This is a genomic window from Amycolatopsis circi, assembly GCF_003385235.1.
Classification (GTDB): Bacteria; Actinomycetota; Actinomycetes; order Mycobacteriales; family Pseudonocardiaceae; genus Amycolatopsis; species Amycolatopsis circi.
This window is the reverse complement of sequence record NZ_PQIA01000006.1, coordinates 38,527-56,169: the sequence shown is the minus strand read 5'-3', so window position 1 is coordinate 56,169 and position 17,643 is coordinate 38,527. Positions and strand designations below refer to the sequence as shown.

Sequence of the window (17,643 nt, the reverse complement as noted above, 5' to 3'; positions counted from 1 at the left end):
CGTCGCACCGGAACCGACGAGGGGACAACCGTGAACACCTTGCTCAGCCGCCTTCCCGCGCTGCCTGACGTCCGTCTGCCGCGCGGTCGGCGAGCCCGGCTGCTCCGCCGGTGTCTCGCGGCGGCCTTGCTTCTGGTCGGCCTGATCGTCCTGTTCCTTCCGCCCTCAGCGCGGGGCGCACCTGCCACCTCCACCGTGGTCTCCGCACGCGACCTGCCCGCGGGCTCCCTCCTGCGCGCCGCTGACGTGCGGACCGTCGCGCTGCCCGACGACCTCCGCCCGTCCGGCGCGCTCTCGGCGTCCGACGCTGCGGTGGGCCGGCTGTTGTCCGGCGCGGCCCGGGCCGGTGAACCCATCACCGACGTCCGGCTCCTCGGCAACAACCTCCCCGTAACGGGTGAACCCGGTGCGGTCACGGTCGCCGTCCGGCTAGCCGACGCAGCGGTTGCCGAGCTGCTTCAGCCGGGTCAGCGTGTTGACGTCGTCGCGGGCGCGGATACCACAAATTCCGCATCGGTGCTGGCCAGAGGGGCCACGGTGGTCACCGTCCGGCGTTCCGACGACGCTGGGAACCGCGCGCTGGGCCCGCCGCAGAAGGGTCCGCTCGTCCTTCTCGCGCTGCCGACGCAGCTTGCCACGCAGGTCGCTGCTTCCTCGCTCGAACGACCGGTAACGGTTACTCTCCGCTAACCCGACCCTGTTCCGACGGGCGACGGCTGTCTCACGACGGCCAGACGCTTGTCCCAAAATCCCCTGGGAGCAGCAGTGCTGAAAGGTTTCAAGGACTTTCTGATGCGCGGCAACGTCGTCGACCTCGCGGTCGCCGTCGTGATCGGCGCCGCGTTCACCGCGATCGTCACGGCGTTCACCAACGGCCTGATCAAGCCGCTGATCAGCTCGATCGGAGGTTCCGACGCGGCGCAGGGACTCGGTTTCCGGATCCTGAAGGAAAACGGCTCGACGTTCATGGACTTCGGCGGCGTGATCAACGCGGCGATCAACTTCGTGATCGTGGCCGCGATCGTCTACTTCCTGGTCGTGCTGCCGGTGAAGCACCTGCAGGAGCGGCGCAAGCGCGGTCAGGAACCCGGGCCGGCGGAGCCGACGGACGTCGAGCTGCTCATCGAAATCCGCGACCTGCTGCGCGCGCAGCAGGGCAACGGCCCCTCCAGCCGCGACAACTGAGGGGTCACCGATCGTGATGCGGGGGCCGGTTCTCGAGGTACCACGAATCCGGCGTGGTCTCCGGGCCCCGGCCCCGCTCATCGGACGTGGTCTCCGGCAGGACGTCGCCGAAGATCTCGTCGACCCGGCGGCGGCGCTGGGCCTCGGTCACGCGGGGACGTCGTTCCTCGTGCGGCATGGGTCCATCGTCCCACCTGTTGTTTGACAAGTGCAGAGAGACATCCGCCGCGCAGCGGCCGGGCTCAGACCTCTTCGAGGCCGGAGAGCTCGTCGATCACGTGCGGAACCAGCGACGAGAGGGTCGCCATGCCGTCGCGCACAGCCGCGCGCGAACCGGCCAGGTTGACCACCAGCGTGCTGCCCGAGACGCCGGCCAGGCCGCGGGAGATCCCGGCGTCGACCGCGCCCGCGGCGAGTCCCGAGGCACGCAGGGCCTCGCCGATGCCCGGGATCGGGCGGTCGAGAACGCCCGAGGTCGCGTCCGGCGTGCGGTCGCGCGGCGACACTCCGGTGCCGCCGACCGTGATCACCAGGTCCGCCCCGCCGATCACCGCCGTGTTGAGCGCGTTGCGGATGGCCGCGGTCTCGGCCTCGACCACGACGACTCCGTCGACGATGAACCCGGCCTCCTCGAGCAGCTCGGTGACGAGCGGCCCGGAGGTGTCCTCGTGCTCCCCGTGCGCGACCCGGTCGTCCACAATCACCACGAGTGCCCGGCCCAGCCGCTGTGCGCTCCGTTCCATGCCGACACCGTATCCGGTTCCGGGCCCGCTCCGCCGCCACGGGCCCGGTGATTTCTGACGATTCGGTGACGTGGTCCGCGCAGGCCGCGCGCATCCCAGGGCGGGCGGCCTAACGTCGGCGAGGTGCGAGTGCTCCTCACCGGCGGCGCCGGGTTCATCGGGTCCCGGATCGCTGACAAGCTGGCCGACGACGGCGACGAGGTCGTCGTGCTGGACAACCTGCTGTCCACCGCGCACGGCTCCACCACGCCGCCCGAATACACCCGGCGGCACCGCTTCCTGCGCGGTGACGTCACCGACACCGAGATCGTCGCCGAACTGCTTGACGGCGTCGAGGCGGTCTGCCATCAGGCCGCAGTGGTCGGGCACGGTGTGGATCCCTCCGACGCGCCCTCGTACGCGCTGAACAACGACTACGGCACCGCCGTGCTGCTGGCCGCGATGCACGCGGCGAAGGTGCGCAAGCTCGTGCTTGCCTCGTCAATGGTGGTCTACGGCGAGGGTCGTTATGCGTGTGCGGAACACGGCGTCGTTCCGCCGTCACCTCGCCGGCAGTCCGATGTGGACGCCGGACGATTCGAACCCACTTGCCCGCACTGCGGTGGCGAGTTGGGCTGGCAACTCGTGCCCGAAAACGCGCCGCTGTTGCCTCGAAGCACCTACGCGGCAACAAAACTGGCGCAGGAGCATCTCGCGGGCGCATGGGCGCGGCAGACCGGCGGCACGGTCTGGGCGTTGCGCTACCACAACGTCTACGGCCCGCGGATGCCGCAGAACACGCCGTACGCCGGCGTCGCATCGCTGTTCCGTTCGGCGCTGGAACGCGGCGAAGCGCCGACCGTGCTGGAGGACGGGCGACAGCAGCGGGATTTCGTGCACGTGGACGACGTGGCCCGCGCGAACGTCCTCGCGCTCCGAAGCGACTTTCGGGAGGCAGACCTCACGCCGCTGAACATCTGTTCCGGACAGCCGCACAGCGTCGGCGACCTGGCCCGGGAACTGGCTCGCGCCTGCGGCGGGCCGGAGCCGCGGATCGTCGGCGGCGCACGACCGGCTGACGTCCGGCACGTGGTCGCCGACCCGGCCCGAGCACGGGAGCTGCTCGGGTTCCGGGCGGAAACGTCCTTCGCGGACGGCATCACCGCGTTCGCCACCGCGGAACTGCGCGCACCCGTCACCCGATGAGGTGAAGATCACTTTCCGGAATGAATCGGCCGTACCGGATCTTGATGCTGGGCATGCGTTCCATCGTGGTGGGGGACATCGAAATCCACGCACTGACCGACGGACGGCTGCAACTGCCGTCGTCGTTCTTTCCGGGACTTCAGGGCAAGCGCTCGGCACCGAGCACGGTGCCCGTGGTCATCGGCGCATTCCTGATCCGTACGGGCGGCCGAACGGTGCTGGTCGACGCCGGTTTCGGTCCGCGTCCGTCCGGCGAGCCGCATCTGCCGCAGCACTCCAAAGAGCAGCTGCACCCGGTGGTCAGCGCTGTCGAAGCTGAGCACACCGGCGGCTTGCCCGCAGCGCTCGCCGAAGCCGGGATTGCCCGCGAAGGCGTCGACACTGTGGTGCTGACTCATCTGCATGCCGACCACATCGGATGGGTCGCGCCGAACGGCGAGCCGTACTTCCCTAATGCCGAAGTGCGGTACGGCGCGCCCGACTGGGCGGCGTTCGTCGAACCGGCAGGGCGGCATGACCGCGGCCGCGTGGCGCTGGAAGCCCTTCGCGCCCAGGGCAAACTGCGTCCGATGCTGGACGGCGAAACAGTCGCGTCCGGCGTCACCGTTCGACACGCTCCCGGGCACACGCCGGGGCATTACGTGCTGGAAGTCGCGGATCAGGATCGTCGCGCCGTCCTGCTCGGCGATGTCTTCCAGATTCCGGAGCAGATGGCCGATCCGACGATCGGCGCGGTCTCCGACACCGATCCCGGGCAGGCGGAGCGGACCCGCCGCCGCTGGCTCGGCGAGGTGGTCGGCACCGGCACGATCGTCGCGGCCGCGCATTTCCCGGACGAGCCGTTCTTCCGGATCGCAGCCGACCGCAGCGTGGAGCCGGTCTCGGCGGTCGCCGCTTCCTGACTGTCCACAACAGACGGTTCAGGACGCCGCCAGCGGCAACCGCACCTCGAAGCGGCATCCTGGGCCGTGGTTCTGGACGCCGATCCGCCCTCGGTGCGCCTCCACCAAGCCCTTCGCGATCGCCAGGCCCAACCCGCCGCCGCTGGTGGTGCCGCTGCGGTCGGGGGTGCGGGCTTGCGTGCCGCGGAAGGCGACGTCGAAGACCCGGCTGATCTCATCGTCCGGAATTCCGCCGCAGCCGTCGTCCACGGCCAGCAGCGCCTGGTCGCCGTCGATGCCGATCTGCACGGCGACCGTGCCGTCCGGTGGAGTGTGCCGGATGGCGTTGGACACGAGGTTCCGCACGATCCGCGCCAGCTCCGGATCGCTGCCGGATACCACCGGCCACGCCGACGCGTTTTCCAGCACCCGCACGCGTTTGCGGTCCGCTACCGGTGCCTGCGCGGCGACCGCGTCGCTCACCACGTCGCGCAGCGGCACGGCCGACATGCTCAGTTCGAGCGCTCCTGCGGTGATCCGGGACAGCTCGAACAGGTCGCCCACCATGCCGGACAGCCGGGTCGTCTCGCCGCTGATCCGCTGGGCGTAGTCGGCCACCTCGGCGCGTTCCGAAACCACGCCGTCGGCCAGCGCCTCCGCCATTGCCTGGATCCCGGCCAGTGGGCTGCGAAGGTCGTGGCTGATCCACGCGACCAGTTCGCGACGCGACTTCTCCGCCGCGCGTTCGCGTTCCCGGGCCTCGCGTTCCCACACACTGCGCCGCGCGATGACCCGGCCCAGCACCATCGCCGCGGGCACCGCCACCAGGGCCACGAGCAGGCACACGAGCAGTTCGGTGGTCAGGGCCTCGGTGAACATGAAGCCGCTCACGCCGAGGATTCCGACCAGCATCGCGGCGATCGGCGTCAGCACGAGCGTGGTCATCGTGGTGGCCAGCGATCGGTGCCGCAGCAGGTAAAGCGCGAGTCCGCCCAGCGCCGCCACCGGCAAGGCGAACAGCAAAGCGAGCGGAAGAATGTGCAGGACGTGAACGAACATGTCCCACGCCGACTCGCCCGAGCCGATCATGGCTGTGTCCGGTCGTAGCGGTAGCCGACGCCCCACACCGTCGCGACGCGGATCGGTTTGGCCGGGTCACGTTCGATTTTCTCGCGCAACCGTCGCACGTGGACGGTCACCGTGGATTGGTCGCCGAAGTCCCAGCCCCACACCTTCTCCAGCAGGTCAGCCCGGCTGAATGCGACGCCGGGGTGGGAGAGGAAGAACGCGAGAAGATCGAACTCGCGCGTGGTCAGCGGCAGCACCGCACCGTCGAGCGTCGCCTGCCGGGCGGCCATCTGGAGCCGGAGGTTGCCGTCCACCAGTTCAGCCGTCGGCGGCTCGGGCCGTGGCATCCGGGCCCGCCGCAGCACGGAGGCCACGCGCAGCGTGAGTTCCTTGGGGCTGAACGGTTTGGTGACGTAATCGTCGGCCCCGAGCTGCAACCCGGCGATGCGGTTCTCCTCCTCGCCCAGCGCGGTGAGCATGACGATCGGCACCTGGCTCGTCTGCCGCAGTCGCCGGCACACCTCCAGGCCGTTGAGGCCGGGCATCATCACGTCGAGGACCACCAGGTCCGGTACGCGTTCGGCGAACCGGGCGAGCGCCGCCGTGCCGTCGCCGGCCAGGTCGACGGTGAAACCGGCGGTTTCGAGGTAGCGGCGGACGACATCGCGCACGGTCTCGTCGTCGTCGACCACGAGCACGCGACCCGCTTGGTCTTCCATGCCTCACCTCACCAGTTCGTCAGCAGCAGGTGGTTGACCGCGAGCGCGACCACCGCCTGTCCGGCCAGCCACCAGCGGCGGTGGCCCGCCGGAAGCAGCGCCGTGGCCGGGATCAGCCACGCGCCGAACGGTAGCCAGATCCGTTCTACCTCAGCCTTCGACAGGCCGGACGAATCGGCGAACACGATCGTGAGCACGGCCGCGAGCACGATCAGCAGGACCGGATCGCGCAGGATCGTTCGACGAGACGGCAAGAAGACCGCCGATGCCACCCCTCGGCGGGCCGCCGCGACCACAGCTGGCCCACCCGCGACCGCCACCGCGGCCAGGTCAGCCCACACCCAGTAGGAATACGGCCGCACTACCGCGACGCCCTGGTAGTAGCGCTCGACCACGAGGTGGTAGCCGTCGAACCACCAGAATCCGGCGAGCGCGAACACGGCGACCACGGCCAAGGCGCCGAGGACAGCGGCTGCCGCAGCCCGCCATTGTCTGCCGAGCAAGGCGACGGCCAGCGCGACCAAGCCAAGCAGGACAAGGCCGTAGGAGAGGAAGATGCCGAATCCGATGAGAATCCCGGCGGCCAGCGCCGTAGGCCAGGCGTAGCCGCGGCGTTCTCGGAAGCCGACTGATGCGAGGGCGAGCAGCGCGATACCGGTCGCGGTCACACCGGCGAAGAGGCCGTCAGCGGACACACCCAGCCACACCGCGCCGGGGCTGAGCACGGCGAACGGCAGCGCCGCGCGGGCTGCGTCGGGACGGCCGAGCAGGGCGATCGTCGCTGGCACCGCGACGGCGACCAAAGCGGCCACCAGCACCACGGCGGTCGACGCCCAGGCACCGCTGCGGAGGCCGAGCCGGTCGAGCCAGACGAAGACGAGGGTCGCACCTGGCGGGTGGCCGGATACGTGAGTGGTCCACGAGTTCGGCTGGAAATCGAGGATGCGCGAGGAGAATTCGCGGAGGAATCGCGGGATGTCCGTAATGCCGGGGACTTCGTGCAGGTACTCCTGCGGCGTGGTGAGCCGGCCGGTGAAGCCGCGCGTCCAGCCGTCCACCATGGCGAGCGAAAAGATCCAGGCGAGGGACGCCAGATAGCCCGCGGCCAGGGCGCGTCGCCATCGGAGCCGGGCGGCCAGGGTCGGGCCGTACAGGACGACACCGGCGGCGATCAGCACGGCGAACACCGAGCCTGGGCCGACGTGCGGCAGCCAATGCGCGAACAACGGCGGCGCGAACGCGTAGATCACCACGCCCGAACCTGGCCGGTTGTAGTACACGCCAACCGCGGTCGCGGCGGCGATCACCACGAGGGTGACGCCGACCGTCACGAGATCAGCGCGGAACCGGGGACGGACGGGAACCGGGGGCGGCGGCTCGGCGAGCCGGGCGGCCTTCGTCGACTCGCTCATCGCCGGTCACGATAACCCCGCTGACGGCGGTCCGGCAGGTTTCCCGCGGATCCGTGAGAAGTCGGTAAGATCTTGCCCAACGTCAGGAATTGGTAAGCACCGCAAGGGTTCTGCACTGTCCTATCCAGACTTACCGTACGCCTCGTGAATGAATTCGGAGTGGACGTCGTCCTCCCCTGCCTCGACGAGGCGGGCGCGCTGCCCGGCGTGCTCGCCAGTCTGCCGCCGGGTTATCGAGCGATCGTCGTGGACAACGGGTCGCGTGACGGTTCCCCCGGCGTCGCGGCTGCGCACGGCGCGAAAGTCGTCGACGAGCCGCGGCGCGGGTACGGTGCCGCCGTCCATACCGGGCTGGAAAACTCGACCGCTGACGTCGTCTGTTTCGCGGATGCAGACGGATCGCTCGATCTGGCCGAATTGCCGCGCCTCGTCGCCGCGGTCGTGGACGGCGCTGATCTCGCGGTCGGACGGCGGGTGCCGGTGTCGCGGGCGGCTTGGCCATGGCACGCAAGAGCAGGCAATGCCGTTCTGTCACTGCTCTTGCGGTCCCGTGGGCTGCCGGTGCGGGACATCGCGCCGTTGCGGGCAGTGCGTCGCCGGGAGTTGCTGGCGCTCGGCGTTGCGGACAGGGCGTTCGGCTATCCGCTTGAGCTGTTGGTCAAGGCACAGCGCGCGGGCTGGGTGGTCCAGGAGTTCGACGTCGCTTACCGGGAACGCGCGCAGGGCACGAAATCGAAGGTGTCCGGTTCGGTACGCGGCACCTTGCGGGCGGTGCGGGACTTCGGGCGGGTGTTGGCCCGATGACCTTCTGCCTGCTTGTGGTTGCGAAAGCCCCGGTGCCGGGGTTCGCGAAGACCCGGTTGTGTCCGCCCGCGACGGCAGAACAGGCAGCGGAGATCGCCGCGTCCGCACTGCTGGACACGTTGGACGCCGCGTTCGCCACAGACGGCGCGCTCACCGTGGTGGCGATGACGGGCGACCTCGCCGAGGCAGCGCGGGGTAGCGAAATCGGTCGGGCGTTGCGGAGGGCGACCGTGATCGCGCAGCGGGGCTGGGATTTCGGCACCCGGTTGGCCAACGCGCACGCCGATACTGCTGCGGTGCATGCCGGTTTGCCCGCGCTACAGATCGGCATGGACACACCGCAGGTCTCCCCTGAGTTGCTCGCGTCGGCGATCGAACCGGTCGTCGCCGGGGCCAGCCGCGCGGTGCTGGGCGACGCTGAAGACGGCGGCTGGTGGGGGCTTGGGCTTGCTGATCCGAGGCAGGCGCAGGTGCTCGCCGGGGTTCCGATGTCGCGTCCGGACACCGGGTTCCGCACGCGAGCGGCGTTGTCGGATGCCGGTCTCCGCGTTGACAAGCTGCCGACGTTGTCCGATGTGGACACCATGGCGGACGCGCTGCGGGTGGCCGCGATTCGGCCCGACGGCAGGTTCGCTACCGCCGTGGACGCGGTGGGGGTGGTGGCGTGAAACTCGCGACTGGCCGGGAATTCGACCGCGGGTTGCTTGGCCATCACTGCTGGCTGGAGCTTGCGAACGGGGACCGCGTCGAGCTTCCGGTCGGCCGTTGGGCGGACGGTTGCGACGCGGGCGACGCGGTGCTGCTGGACGCCTGCGAAGGTGTGACGCTCGACGTCGGTTGCGGACCTGGTCGGCTGACCGCTGCATTGACGCGCCGAGGCGTGGCGACCCTTGGCGTGGACAGTTCGCCGGTCGCGGTGCGGCTGACGCGGCGGCGCGGGGCGATTGCGTTGCAGCGCGACGTTTTCGCTCGCTTACCCGGCGAAGGACGGTGGAATCACGTGTTGCTAGCCGACGGCAACATCGGTATCGGTGGCGATCCCGATGCGCTGCTGCGGCGGGTGCGCGAGTTGCTCACGCCAGACGGTGACGTGCTCGTGGAACTGGAGGAACCGGGCCACGGCGTGCGCCGGGACCACGTCCGTCTGCGACCGGATCCCGCCGGTGGACGATGGTTCACCTGGGCGTGGGTCGGAATCGACGCCATCGCGGAAATCGCGGTACGGACTGGGTTCCGAGTGGTGTGGACGACCAGCCGCGGGCATCGCTGGTTCGCGAAGCTGGCACGCACGTGAAACGCCGGCGGCTAGCGGCCGCATGGCGCGGGCTCGATGTTCGGGTCACCGCGGCACAGGCCAAGATCGGTGAACGGGCCCGCGCCGTCGATCGCCGGGTTCCGAAGGCGGAGCAGTTCAAAGGCGGCGCGCACGGCGAGCGCGTGACGGCCCGGGTCGGCAGCATGCTCGGGCTCGCGTTCCTGATCTGCTTCGTCACCGGCCTGTTGAGCCATTTGATCCAGCATCCGCCGGAGTGGTTCTTCTGGCCCAGCCGGCCGATCTGGCTGTACCGGGTGACGCAGGGCGCGCATGTAGTGTCCGGGATCGCGGCGATTCCGTTGCTGCTGGCCAAACTGTGGAGCGTCTACCCGAAGCTGTTCGAGCGTCCGCTGGTGCGCTCGGTACCGCATGCGGTGGAGCGGCTGTCGATCCTCGTCCTCTCCGGGGCGGCGTTCTTCGAGCTGAGTTCGGGTTTGCTGAACGTCGCGCAAAACTACCCGTGGAACTTCTACTTTCCGCAGGTGCACTACGCGGTCGCATGGGTGGCGATCGGCTCGATCCTCGTGCACGTCGCGGTGAAGCTCCCAGTGCTCCGGCGGGCGCTGACGCGGGAGCGTGCGCCGGTCGAGCCGTCTGGTCCGGGGTTGTCGCGGCGAGGATTTCTGGCCACTACTGGGATCGCGACTGGAGTCGCCGTGCTGGCCACTGCTGGAGCAACGGTTCCCGCGCTGCGGAACGTGTCCGGGTTGTCGTGGCGATCGGACAAGGGCTCGCAGAAGTTGCCGGTCAACCGCACGGCCGTGGCAGCGCAGGTAACACGGACCGCACGGAATCCCGGATGGCGGTTGTCCGTGGTGACTCCGGCGGGGACGCGGCAGTTCACGCTGGCCGAACTGCGGGCACTGCCGCAGACCACTGTGGACTTGCCGATCGCGTGCGTCGAGGGCTGGAGTCAAATGGCTACGTGGCGCGGCATCTCGTTTCCGGATCTGCTGCGCGCGACCGGCAGTTCGCCGGGCGTCGACGTACGCGTGTCGTCGCTGGAGAAGACCGGACTGTACGGCGTCAGCGTGCTGCCCGGCGAGCACACGGCCGACCCGCTCACGTTGCTGGCGCTGGAGCTGAACGGCGAGGTGCTGAACCTCGACCACGGCTATCCCTGCCGCGTGATCGCGCCCAGCCGTCCTGGCGTGCTGCAGACGAAGTGGGTCGCGAAGCTGGAGGTGCTGTGAAGACCGCGCGGATTGTGCTGGCGCTGCCCGGATTGGCGGCGTTGGCGTACGGGATCGTGCTGTTCCTCGACTATGCGGCACCGGCGTGGCCGGACAGCTTCACGACGTTGCTGTGGATCGGCGGCGGTCCGGTCGTCAACGACGCGGTGTTCGCTCCGATCGCGGGCATGGTCGGCCTGCTGCTCGCTCGAGTTCTGCCGCGGCCGTGGCGGGCACCGGTGCAGGTTGGCGCGGTGCTGACGGTGGTACTGGGTTTCGTGGCGTTCCCGCTGCTGTGGCGTTCTTATGGCGTGCCGCCGAAACCCGGGCTGCACGACGGGAACACGTGGCTGGGGCTGGCGGCGACGCTCGCGGTGGTGTGGAGTGCGGTCCTGGTCGCGGCGATCGTCCGGATTGTCCAGGTCCGGTCTCGTGCGGCGCGGAAAATTCGGGCGCGCGCACGTAGTTGACCTGGGTTTTCTTCCGGTACCGGAATTTTCCCGCAGATTCGGCGTTTCGGTGAGCGTGCGCGTGGGCACCTCACCGCACGCGGAGAGGCTCTCCGTGCCGAGTCGGAGGCGGCACGGAGAGCCTCTTCGTGTTTTCGTGCGCGAGCCGGTTTTTCCGGCGTTGGTCGCTAAAAAACGGCCACGCGCGACCGGCTCGGATGCTCCGGTCGCGCGCGGCCTGCAAAGGTTCGGCCCCTGCGCGGATAGGGGGGTCGAGCCGTGGCTGGTCTCGGCCGCGCCACGGCGGCCGAGCGATCTAGTTGGCCGGTACCGCCTGCCCGCCCAAGGTGACCTGCACGGTGCGCCCGCCGGCGAGAGTGAAGGTCACCTGGTCGTTCGGGGCGCGCGTGCGAATCGCGGCGACGAGCGTGTTGGCGCTGTCGATGACGCGGTCGTCGATCTTGGTCACCACGTCGCCGGACTTCAAGCCGGCCTTCTCCGCCGGGCTGCCCGGCGTGATGTCGCCGAGCTGGGCTCCGCCCTGTGGCGCGTCGGTGACCTTCGCGCCGATGAACGTCTGGGTCGCGTGCCCGGTCTTGATGATGTCCTGCGCGGTGCGGCGCGCCTGGTCGATCGGGATGGCGAACCCGATGCCGACGTTGCCGCCCTCGCTCCCGCTGCCCTGGCCGCGGCCCGAGTTCGGGCTGTAGATGGCCGAGTTGATGCCGATGACCTGGCCGCTCATGTTCGACAGCGGACCGCCCGAGTTGCCGGGGTTGATCGCGGCGTCGGTCTGGATCGCGTCCATCACCGTGGTCTGGTCGGTCTCGTCGCCGCCTGCCTGCACCGGGCGGTGCAGCGAGCTGACGATGCCCGAGGTGACCGTGCCGGTCAGCTCGTAGGGCGAGCCGATGGCCACGACCTGCTGCCCGACCCGCAGGTCGTCGGACCGGCCCAGCTCGACCGGAGTCAGGTTGCCGACACCGGACACCTTCACCACGGCGATGTCCGTGGTCGGGTCCCGGCCGACGACCTTCGCCGCGGCCTTCTTGCCGTCCTGGAACACGGCCTGGATCTGGCCGCCGTTCGCGGCGACCTGGACGACGTGGTTGTTGGTGAGGATGTAGCCGTCGCTGCTGAGCACGAAGCCGGAGCCCTCGCCCGCCGCGGTTTGGCCGGACACCTGCAGTTCGACCACGCTCGGCGACAGCTTCTGCGCCACCGATTCGACCGAGCCGGAGGGCACGTTGCCGGTCTGCTGCGCGGGTTTCGGCGCGTCGAGCGCGCTCACCGACGAACCGGACCCGCCGGTGAGGTATCCGACGGTCCCGCCCGCCACGCCGCCGATCACGAGCGAGATGGCGGCGACGCTCGCGAGGAGCTTGCCCGCCGAACCCTTCTTCTCGCGCTGCGCGGGGACGCCGTACACCGAGGTTCCCGGTGCGCCGTAAGGATTAGCCGGGCCTCCGGCGGGCGAAGTGTGCGGTCCGCCGGGGTATTGGCTGCCGTACGGCTGGCCCGCCGTGGCCTGCTGCGCGCCGGGGAACTGTCCGCTTTGGGGCGCACCAGCGGGCGGGGCCGCCGCGCCCTGGGCTGACCACGGATTCGGCGTGCCACCGGTCGGAGCAGTGCCGTACACCGCCTCGCCGGACGGCGTAGTCCCAGAAGGAGCAGTCCCGTATGCCGTGCCGCCAGCAGGGGCGGCGCCGTACGGGCCCGCAGGCGCGCCGTACGCGCCAGAAGTGTCGCCGCTGGCCGTGCTGGAGCCGGACATCCCCGCCGACGCCTCAGCGGCCGAACCGTACGCGGCAGTCGTGCCGGTCGCGCCTGGAGTCGACTGACCCGCGTCGCCGCCCGCCGGATCGGCTGACGGGGATTGGCTCGCTGGCTGAGCCGGGGTCTGCTGCCAGGCCGCCTGGCCTTCGGCGCCCGGCTGGGCGCCCGAGTCCTGGCGACCCGCCGCGGAGTCGGGCGCGTGGGGGTCGTTCTCGGTCATGTCCTCACCTAAGCGGCTGGGCCTGAGAGGTTCCTGAGTCGAACCTGTGTTTCGTAGATGAGTATGCCGTGACTTCCGGTCAGCCTGCCGCGCGAAGCCGCTCCGCGATCTGTTCCGGGGTGGCGTCGTTGATCCAGACCGCCATGCCCGACTCGGATCCGGCCAGATACTTCAGCTTGTCCTTGGCCCGCAGCACCGAGAACAGCTCCAAGTGCAGCCACGACAGCTCCCGGTCCCGCCGCACCGGTGCCTGGTGCCAGCCCGCGATGTAGGGCAGCGGCCGGTCGTACAACGCGTCGCATCGGCGCAGCACGTCCAGGTACACGCGGGAAAAGTCGTCGCGCTCGGCGTCGGTGAGCGCCGGGAGGTCCGGGACCTGCCGGTGCGGCACGATCTGGATGTGCACCGGCCAGCGCGCGGCCGGCGGCACGAAAGCCGTCCAGTGCTCGCCAGTGGCGATCACGCGCTCGCCCGATTTCTGTTCCGCCGCCAGCACGTCGCCGAGCACGGACCCGCCGTGTTCCCGCGCGACCGCCAGCATCCGCTCGGTCTTAGGCGTGACGAACGGATAGCCGTAGATCTGGCCGTGCGGATGCGAGAGCGTGACGCCGATTTCCTCGCCGCGGTTCTCGAACGGGAAGACCTGTTCCACGCCAGGCGTCTGCGCGAGCGCGGCGGTGCGGTCGGCCCAGGCGTCCACCACGAGGCGCACCTGTTCCGGAGTCAGCCGCGAAAACGCGCCGTCGTGGTCGCTGGTGAAGCACACGACCTCGCAGCGGCCGAGGCCCGGCGCGGTCGGCACCAGGCCCAAGCCGTCCACAGTGGACGGATCTCCGGTGGCCTGCTGCGAGAACGACGGGAACCGGTTCTCGAACACGACGACGTCGTAGTCGGCTTCGGGGATTTCGCTCGGCTTGCCCGGCCGGGTGGGGCAGAGCGGGCAAAGGTCGGCGGGAGGCTTGTACGTGCGCGTCTGGCGGTGTGCCGCCATCGCGACCCATTCGCCGGTCAGCGGATCGCGGCGGATCTCCGAGGCCGCCGCGACCGGCGGCAGGTCCCGGGTGTCCGCGGCGAGCCGCTCGTGGGCGTCGGTGTGGTCGAAATAGATGATCTCCCGGCCGTCGGCCAGGTGCCGCACAGTGCGTTTCACGCTTCTTCTGCCTCGAGGTTCTCCGCCGTTTCGGCGATCATGAGTTCTCCGACCCGCTCCGCGAGGGCTTCCCGCGCGCGGTCGTCCAATCCGTCGTCGGTCACCACGACCTGGGCTTCCTCCAGGTCCGCGATCGTGGAAATGCCGACCGTGCCCCACTTCGTGTGGTCGGCGAGCACCACCAGCCGCCGTCCGGCCTCCACCAGCGCGCGGTCGGTCTCGCTTTCGGTGAGGTTCGGGGTGGTGAACCCGGGCCCCACCGCCATCCCGTGCACGCCGAGGAACACCAGGTCGAGGTGCAGCGTGCGCAGGCTCTGCACGGCGACCGGGCCGACCAGCGCGTCCGAGGGAGTCCGCACCCCGCCGGTGAGGACCACCGTGCGGTCCGGCTGGGCGGCGCTGCGCAGCACGTCGGCGACGTGGATCGAGTTGGTGACGATGGTGAGGCCCTCGATGCCGTCGAGCGCGTGCGCGAGCGTCCAGGTGGTGGTGCCCGCGGACAGGCCGATCGCGGTGCCCGGCTTGACGAGGGTGGCGGCCAGTTCGGCGATGGCTTCCTTCTGCGCGCGCTGGCGCACCGACTTCGCCTCGAACCCCGGTTCGTCGGTGCTCTTGCCGACCAGAGAGGTCGCGCCGCCGTAGACCTTCTCGACCAGGCCGCGGCCCGCGAGCACGTCGAGGTCGCGGCGGACCGTCATATCGGAGACGCCGAGCCTCGCGACGAGGTCACTGACCCGGACCGCACCGGTCCGGCGTGCTTCCTCGAGGATCACCGCCTGTCGCTGCCGCGCGAGCACCGCCACTCCCCAAGCACACCCATTCAACTACACAAAATCCTACACGATTCAACATCAGGCGTGCGCGACGTGCAGATCGAGCGTCCCCCTGCCGGGCGACCGCCAAGCGTGGCCACCAATTCAGGCGACCGGCGCCCCTGGTAGCCGAATCGTGAGCAAAGCCCCGCCTTCCGGTGCCCGGTTGGCGTACACCGTGCCGCCGTGCCGTTCGGCCGCGTGCTTCACGATCGCCAGTCCGAGGCCGGATCCGGGCAGGGTGCGCGCCTCCGACGAGCGGTAGAAACGGTCGAACACCTTGGGCAGGTCCTCCTCGGCGATGCCGGGCCCGGAGTCCGCGACCTCGACCACCGCGGTGCCGTCGCCGAGCGGACGCAGCGTGACCCGAACGCGCGAACCCTGCGGCGAAAACTTCACCGCATTGTCGAGCAGGTTCAGCACCGCTCGCTCGAGCGAGCTGTTGTCGCCGGTGAGCACCCACGGCTGCAGCGCGACCTCGAACTCGATCTCACCCGCCCGGCGGCGCGCCCGGTCGAGGGCGCGCTCGACCACGTCCATCAGGTCGACGCGTTCGGCCTGCTCACGCGGCTCGTCCTGCCGCGCCAGCTCCACGAGGTCGCCGATGAGCTGGGTCAGCTCGTCGAGCTGGCCGCGGATGTCGGCCTCGATGTCGGTGCGGTCCTCCGCCGGCAGCGACGGCGCGCCCGGACGGTCGGCCGACAACAGCAGTTCCAGGTTGGTGCGCATGGAAGTGAGCGGCGTGCGCAGCTCGTGCCCGGCGTCGGCGACCAGTTGCCGCTGCCGTTCCTGCGAGTCCGCGACGGTGCCGAGCATGATGTTGAAACTGTGCGTGAGCCGGGCGAGTTCGTCGTCGCCGCTCACCGGGATCGGACGCAGGTCGCCGGTCGCGGCCACCCGCTCGGCGGCCGACGTCAGCCGGTCGACCGGGCGCAGTCCGGCGCGCGCGACCGCTGTGCCCGCGCCCGCGGCCACCACGATCCCGGCGCCGCCGACCAGGAACAGCACCACGGACAGCTGGTTCAGCGCGCGCATCGTCGGAGCCATCGACTGCGCCAGCACGATCGCCTGCCCGTGCCCGAGCGGCACCGCGACCACCCGCATGCCAGTGGTCGCGTCGGTGCGCAGCGACTGGGGCAGCAGCCCAGTCGCGACACGCATCTCGGCCGGGCCTACCGGCGGCCGGGTGCCCGGCTGCGGATAGATCAGGTCGCCGGTGACGCCGTTCAGCTGGCCGATCTGCAGGTCAGCGCTGGCCAGCAAGGCTCCCGGCACCTCGCGCAGCTGGTCGGTCGGCACCTGCGGCGAGTTCGCCGCGGCATGTGCGCGGGCAAGCAGGTTGTCGTCGAGCTGGCTGAGGAGGTTGTTGCGCACCACCAGGTACGCGCACAGGGAAACGAGCGCCACCGCACCTGCCACACACGCGGCGGCGAGCAAGGTGACGCGGCCGCGCAGCGAGAACCGGCGGGTGCTCCACCGGGTGCCCCGCGGATCGGGGACCTCCCCCGCCGGCGCGGCCTGCTCGCCCGCCGGGCGGTCGGTCACGGCGGAGTCTCGCGAAGGACGTACCCCACTCCACGCACCGTGTGGATCAGCCTCGGTTCGTTGTCCGCCTCCGTCTTGCGGCGCAAATAACCGACGTAGACCTCCAGCGCGTTGCCCGACGTCGGGAAGTCGTAACCCCATACTTCCTCCAGGATCCTTCCGCGGGTCAGCACGTGCTTGGGGTACGAGAGGAACAGCTCGAGCAGCGCGAACTCGGTGCGGGTGAGACTGATCTCGCGACCGCCGCGGCGGACCTCGCGAGTGCCCGGGTCGAGCGTCAAGTCGGCGAACGACAGCGCCTCCGACGTCTCGCCCTGCTGACCGTCCGGCGCGGCGCGGCGCAGCAGTGCGCGCAACCGGGCGAGCAGTTCCTCCAGGGCGAACGGCTTGGGCAGGTAGTCGTCGGCGCCAGCATCGAGGCCGGAGACCCGGTCGGAGACGGTGTCGCGGGCGGTCAGGACGAGAATCGGCAGGTCATCGCCGGTGCTGCGAAGGCGGCGGGCTACTTCGAGCCCGTCGAGGCGCGGCATCATGACGTCGAGAACCATCGCGTCCGGACGGTTGGCCAAGATCGTCTCCAAGGCCTGCGCACCATCGCTCGCGAGCTCCACGGTGTAGCCGTTGAACTCCAAAGACCGCCGGAGCGATTCACGGACGGCACGGTCGTCGTCCACTACGAGGATGCGCATGGCGTCAGTCTTACGCAGAGTGCTGAGACCCGCCTAAGAACACACGCAGAACACACAAAGAGCATTTCCTCGGAGCGCGGCGCGTAACAGGCGGAACGGCGGTCGCGACCATCAGCTGAACTTTGAGAACGAGGAGCGCTGATGGCCCATCGGAAGAGGCTCGGCCCCGGCTGGCTGGCGGGAATCTTTGTACTCGCCGTCATCGGGATGATCGGCAACGCGTGCAGCAGCAAGGACGCCGGACCGGCCGCGCCCTCCTCCGCAACGGTCCCGCTCACGACGACTTCGGCACCTGCTTACAGCCCAGCTCCGGCGTCTGAACTGCCTACGACCCAGGACACGCCCACCTCGACGCCGACGTACTCGCTCCCCTCCGACGATCCCGTCGACACCGGAACCGGGTCCGGCACCACCGACATACCTCTGCCCGACGACTCGGGCGTGCACGTACCGCACATTCCGCACCCGCACGTGCGCACCTGCGTCGGCGGGAAGCACATCCACATCTGCAGCTGACA

20 protein-coding genes are annotated in these 17,643 nt (G+C 70.0%); 10 read left to right on the top strand and 10 right to left on the bottom strand.

Annotated features, from left to right (window positions below):
* Nucleotides 1–30 precede the first annotated feature (30 nt).
* The gene (locus D0D37_RS02780; RefSeq protein WP_208719765.1) at nt 31–690 is read left to right on the top strand and encodes an SAF domain-containing protein; all 660 of its coding nucleotides are present in this window, start codon (nt 31–33) and stop codon (nt 688–690) included.
* A 75-nt stretch (nt 691–765) separates the two neighbouring features.
* A complete protein-coding gene (gene mscL, locus D0D37_RS02775; protein WP_116198906.1) occupies nt 766–1,185 on the top strand; it encodes a large-conductance mechanosensitive channel protein MscL in 420 nt (139 codons plus the stop codon).
* Between the two features lie 4 nt (nt 1,186–1,189).
* Here the strand turns inward: mscL and D0D37_RS47080 are convergent, their stop codons facing one another.
* Both D0D37_RS47080 and D0D37_RS02770 read right to left on the bottom strand, forming a co-directional pair.
* The gene (locus D0D37_RS47080) at nt 1,190–1,363 is read right to left on the bottom strand and encodes a hypothetical protein (RefSeq protein WP_167493483.1); all 174 of its coding nucleotides are present in this window, start codon (nt 1,361–1,363) and stop codon (nt 1,190–1,192) included.
* A 64-nt stretch (nt 1,364–1,427) separates the two neighbouring features.
* On the bottom strand, nt 1,428–1,928 hold the full coding sequence (locus D0D37_RS02770) for a MogA/MoaB family molybdenum cofactor biosynthesis protein (protein ID WP_116198905.1): 501 nt from the start codon (nt 1,926–1,928) through the stop codon (nt 1,428–1,430).
* A 123-nt stretch (nt 1,929–2,051) separates the two neighbouring features.
* On the opposite strand from D0D37_RS02770, the gene D0D37_RS02765 reads away from it, so the two are divergent.
* Both D0D37_RS02765 and D0D37_RS02760 read left to right on the top strand, forming a co-directional pair.
* Nucleotides 2,052–3,113: an NAD-dependent epimerase/dehydratase family protein gene (locus D0D37_RS02765; RefSeq protein ID WP_116198904.1), complete on the top strand. Its 1,062-nt coding sequence runs from the start codon at nt 2,052–2,054 to the stop codon at nt 3,111–3,113.
* Between the two features lie 53 nt (nt 3,114–3,166).
* On the top strand, nt 3,167–4,015 hold the full coding sequence (locus D0D37_RS02760; RefSeq protein ID WP_244223353.1) for an MBL fold metallo-hydrolase: 849 nt from the start codon (nt 3,167–3,169) through the stop codon (nt 4,013–4,015).
* A gap of 18 nt (nt 4,016–4,033) precedes the next feature.
* Here D0D37_RS02760 and D0D37_RS02755 read toward each other — a convergent pair whose 3' ends face one another.
* The 3 genes from D0D37_RS02755 to D0D37_RS02745 are packed head-to-tail and all read right to left on the bottom strand — an operon-like array spanning nt 4,034 to nt 7,193.
* Nucleotides 4,034–5,083: a sensor histidine kinase gene (locus D0D37_RS02755; protein WP_116198902.1), complete on the bottom strand. Its 1,050-nt coding sequence runs from the start codon at nt 5,081–5,083 to the stop codon at nt 4,034–4,036.
* Nucleotides 5,080–5,781 carry a response regulator transcription factor gene (locus tag D0D37_RS02750; protein WP_116198901.1) on the bottom strand — a complete coding sequence of 234 codons (702 nt, stop codon included), beginning with the start codon at nt 5,779–5,781 and terminating at the stop codon, nt 5,080–5,082. The genes D0D37_RS02755 and D0D37_RS02750 overlap by 4 nt, the downstream gene beginning before the upstream one ends.
* A gap of 8 nt (nt 5,782–5,789) precedes the next feature.
* Nucleotides 5,790–7,193, bottom strand: coding sequence for a hypothetical protein (locus D0D37_RS02745; RefSeq protein ID WP_116198900.1), 1,404 nt, complete (start codon nt 7,191–7,193; stop codon nt 5,790–5,792).
* A 159-nt stretch (nt 7,194–7,352) separates the two neighbouring features.
* On the opposite strand from D0D37_RS02745, the gene D0D37_RS02740 reads away from it, so the two are divergent.
* From D0D37_RS02740 to D0D37_RS02720, 5 genes are read left to right on the top strand one after another with little or no spacing between them, the layout of a single operon-like run.
* Nucleotides 7,353–7,997: a glycosyltransferase family 2 protein gene (locus tag D0D37_RS02740; RefSeq protein WP_116198899.1), complete on the top strand. Its 645-nt coding sequence runs from the start codon at nt 7,353–7,355 to the stop codon at nt 7,995–7,997.
* Nucleotides 7,994–8,665 carry a TIGR04282 family arsenosugar biosynthesis glycosyltransferase gene (locus D0D37_RS02735; protein WP_116198898.1) on the top strand — a complete coding sequence of 224 codons (672 nt, stop codon included), beginning with the start codon at nt 7,994–7,996 and terminating at the stop codon, nt 8,663–8,665. The genes D0D37_RS02740 and D0D37_RS02735 overlap by 4 nt, the downstream gene beginning before the upstream one ends.
* A complete protein-coding gene (locus D0D37_RS02730; RefSeq protein ID WP_116198897.1) occupies nt 8,662–9,291 on the top strand; it encodes a methyltransferase domain-containing protein in 630 nt (209 codons plus the stop codon). Before D0D37_RS02735 ends, D0D37_RS02730 begins: the two co-directional genes overlap by 4 nt.
* A complete protein-coding gene (locus tag D0D37_RS02725) occupies nt 9,288–10,505 on the top strand; it encodes a molybdopterin-dependent oxidoreductase (RefSeq protein WP_244223352.1) in 1,218 nt (405 codons plus the stop codon). Before D0D37_RS02730 ends, D0D37_RS02725 begins: the two co-directional genes overlap by 4 nt.
* Nucleotides 10,502–10,954 carry a hypothetical protein gene (locus D0D37_RS02720; protein ID WP_116198896.1) on the top strand — a complete coding sequence of 151 codons (453 nt, stop codon included), beginning with the start codon at nt 10,502–10,504 and terminating at the stop codon, nt 10,952–10,954. Before D0D37_RS02725 ends, D0D37_RS02720 begins: the two co-directional genes overlap by 4 nt.
* A gap of 295 nt (nt 10,955–11,249) precedes the next feature.
* On the opposite strand, the gene D0D37_RS02715 is transcribed toward D0D37_RS02720, so the two are convergent.
* The 5 genes from D0D37_RS02715 to D0D37_RS02695 all read right to left on the bottom strand — a co-directional run bounded on the left by D0D37_RS02715 (nt 11,250) and on the right by D0D37_RS02695 (nt 17,125).
* Nucleotides 11,250–12,707: a S1C family serine protease gene (locus D0D37_RS02715; RefSeq protein WP_425266888.1), complete on the bottom strand. Its 1,458-nt coding sequence runs from the start codon at nt 12,705–12,707 to the stop codon at nt 11,250–11,252.
* A gap of 301 nt (nt 12,708–13,008) precedes the next feature.
* Nucleotides 13,009–14,079, bottom strand: a complete 1,071-nt coding sequence (gene galT, locus D0D37_RS02710; protein WP_116198894.1) for a galactose-1-phosphate uridylyltransferase — start codon at nt 14,077–14,079, stop codon at nt 13,009–13,011.
* A complete protein-coding gene (locus D0D37_RS02705; RefSeq protein WP_116198959.1) occupies nt 14,076–14,876 on the bottom strand; it encodes a DeoR/GlpR family DNA-binding transcription regulator in 801 nt (266 codons plus the stop codon). Before D0D37_RS02705 ends, galT begins: the two co-directional genes overlap by 4 nt.
* Before the next feature lie 120 nt (nt 14,877–14,996).
* Nucleotides 14,997–16,436 carry a sensor histidine kinase gene (locus tag D0D37_RS02700; protein ID WP_116198893.1) on the bottom strand — a complete coding sequence of 480 codons (1,440 nt, stop codon included), beginning with the start codon at nt 16,434–16,436 and terminating at the stop codon, nt 14,997–14,999.
* Entirely contained in the window at nt 16,433–17,125 is a 693-nt protein-coding gene (locus D0D37_RS02695) for a response regulator transcription factor (RefSeq protein ID WP_116198892.1), read from the bottom strand. The genes D0D37_RS02700 and D0D37_RS02695 overlap by 4 nt, the downstream gene beginning before the upstream one ends.
* A gap of 141 nt (nt 17,126–17,266) precedes the next feature.
* Here D0D37_RS02695 and D0D37_RS02690 point away from each other — a divergent pair, with 141 nt between their 5' ends.
* A complete protein-coding gene (locus D0D37_RS02690) occupies nt 17,267–17,641 on the top strand; it encodes a hypothetical protein (protein WP_116198891.1) in 375 nt (124 codons plus the stop codon).
* Nucleotides 17,642–17,643 lie beyond the last annotated feature (2 nt).